Raw genomic sequence first — 2,174 nt, 5'->3', positions numbered from 1 at the left:
GAATACATTAGCGCAAACCAACTCCGTTTTTTGACTTTTCACTTGCAAAACGGGGCGTACCATACATTCTGCCCCATTGTATGCCAGCGTCAATTGAGCCTGCTTTCTGATGCTCTGCCACATGACTTAGTTTTGCTAATACGGTAAATGTGGCTACACAAGCGGATACTTCGCTGATTCACGATGATAATTCAGTGACTTTGGTAATTGCTCAGTTGCCCATAGGACAGCTATAATTTTCAGCTACTACTTAGTCGTAATTTGGTACTAGCTAACATCCAAGTAATGATTAATCTTATTAGCGACAGGAGTTCACAATGAAAATTTATGGACAAAAAACGATAGAGGTCGTTGTTGATCGACATTGTGATATTTGTGGTGCTAGCGTGATGGTCAATTCAAATGGCGTTCAGTTAGAAGAGGTTGGTGAACTGACTGCTAACTGGGGATTTGGGTCAAAAATGGACGGTATTACTCATCACCTTGATATGTGTGAAAGTTGTTTTCAAGTTGCATTATCTGCTCTAAAGGAACATCGTCGAAGCATTGTAATGTTCGATGATGAGCAAGACCTTCCAGATGAAAACTTTGGTGTAGATTCCTCTCATAGCACTGACTAGTGCGCAAAATATACACTTTGCTTATCAATCAACTACCGAGGATTCCTCGGTAGTTGGACTGTTGCATTTTTTGCAACAACTTGCATCGGGCCTAATTGTGCAACAGCCTGCTGCACAAATCAGTCTGAATCAAAAATGCAGAATAGTGCAAGCGAGCGGGCAGTGTCTTTATCGACACTGCCAAAGAGCAATTACTCGAAGTTGTGGATATATTCCTGAGTAGGAGAGAGTACGATGTCAGCGATTTGCTCACTAGGGTTAGCGATCAGTATCTGGTCATATTGAATTGGATCGTCAATATACGCGCTACATGTAAAGGCGATTGTATATTCACCGGAAGGTACAAAGCCAAATGCGTATGAGCCGTCTGGATAGATTCCGGTTGATGCATATGGTGAGACGTAGTTAGTTGGAAGCTCTAAATCATCATTATAATCTTGATCATCAACGTCAATATTATCGACTAGTGTAGCGATACCGTTACTATGATGACCTTCGTATAAGTATACAAAGTTTCCACCGTCTTCTGAACATGCTTCTCCGGAGCTAAACAACGCAGGGTCTACCGAACCTTTGATAGATGCGGCTGCACTATTGTCGACTATGGTCACCCCGTGCGGTTTAAGGTTGTAACCATTGTTATTGCCCGCGTTACCTCTTAATACCAAAGATTTTCTCAAATCAAACTCAATAGTGAAGGCTTGGACAGTTTCAGTCGTTACCTCAAAACCACCTAGGCGCAATTTATTGCTAGGTATTTTGAGATCATGCATCCCGTTATTAGTTACCCAATTAAGGCTACCAGCCTTTGTATGAACAATAAGCTCTTTGTACTCACCCAAAGGAATGCGTTGATCACTCAGGATCAATCTCGCATCTGTACCTCGATAGTCAAGTAGGTCGACCTGCTGGTAATCTTTGGTCTCATCGGTATCAACAACATTAAGATAAAAACTCTCACCATTTTGGTGCTTTAGTTCTAATGCATCGAATGCCACAACAACTTCACTAGCATCATCAACAGGAGCATCAGATACGCTAAATGAAACTAAAGCAGTTTTCTGTTGTTCTGTTGAGTCAGAGCCGCACCCTGTTATAGCTAGTGACAGCACGGCAATCACACTGAAATATTTCATGTCAAACCCTAAAAAGAATATTAATCTGTCAGATGTTAGTTTGTGATTGTCAGAATAATGTTAAGAGGGTTTAAAAACAATAACTATAGAGCGACTTCTGTCATTGAATTGCCATCGACCTGATAGACATACTTGTGTTGGGCTCTGCTTCATTTACTTAAACTCAGATTATCCAAAGTTGTCAACTTAGAGCTTCAACTCTAACGCGAAAATGTCCAAAACTTTCTTACGCGGAGTTGGAGTTGCATGAGAGGCATATATGATGCAACGGAGGATTGCTTATTTGTATCGCAAAGCGCTGGATAGCAACAAAATGTCGAGAATTGCTCTGTTCGACTTGATGCATGCGCCGGAGCAAACCGGACACCTATTCCGGCATTATCCGGACAGTCATTCCCGCTGTTTTTCAATCAAGTTG

At 41.5% G+C, this 2,174-nt stretch carries 2 protein-coding genes; one reads left to right on the top strand and one right to left on the bottom strand.

All coding sequences use genetic code 11. The features are described 5' to 3' along the window. The first annotated feature begins 317 nt into the window (after positions 1-317). Entirely contained in the window at positions 318-620 is a 303-nt protein-coding gene (locus NHN17_RS25620) for a hypothetical protein (RefSeq protein WP_255045500.1), read from the top strand. 191 nt (positions 621-811) lie between these two features. On the opposite strand, the gene NHN17_RS25615 is transcribed toward NHN17_RS25620, so the two are convergent. After that, entirely contained in the window at positions 812-1,756 is a 945-nt protein-coding gene (locus tag NHN17_RS25615) for a DUF4382 domain-containing protein (protein WP_255045499.1), read from the bottom strand. Between the last annotated feature and the right edge of the window lie 418 nt (positions 1,757-2,174).

Source organism: Photobacterium pectinilyticum (assembly GCF_024357955.1).
GTDB classification, from domain to species: domain Bacteria; phylum Pseudomonadota; class Gammaproteobacteria; order Enterobacterales; family Vibrionaceae; genus Photobacterium; species Photobacterium pectinilyticum.
The sequence above is the reverse complement of the archived record's forward strand: the minus strand, read 5'-3'. Positions and strand labels throughout refer to the sequence as shown.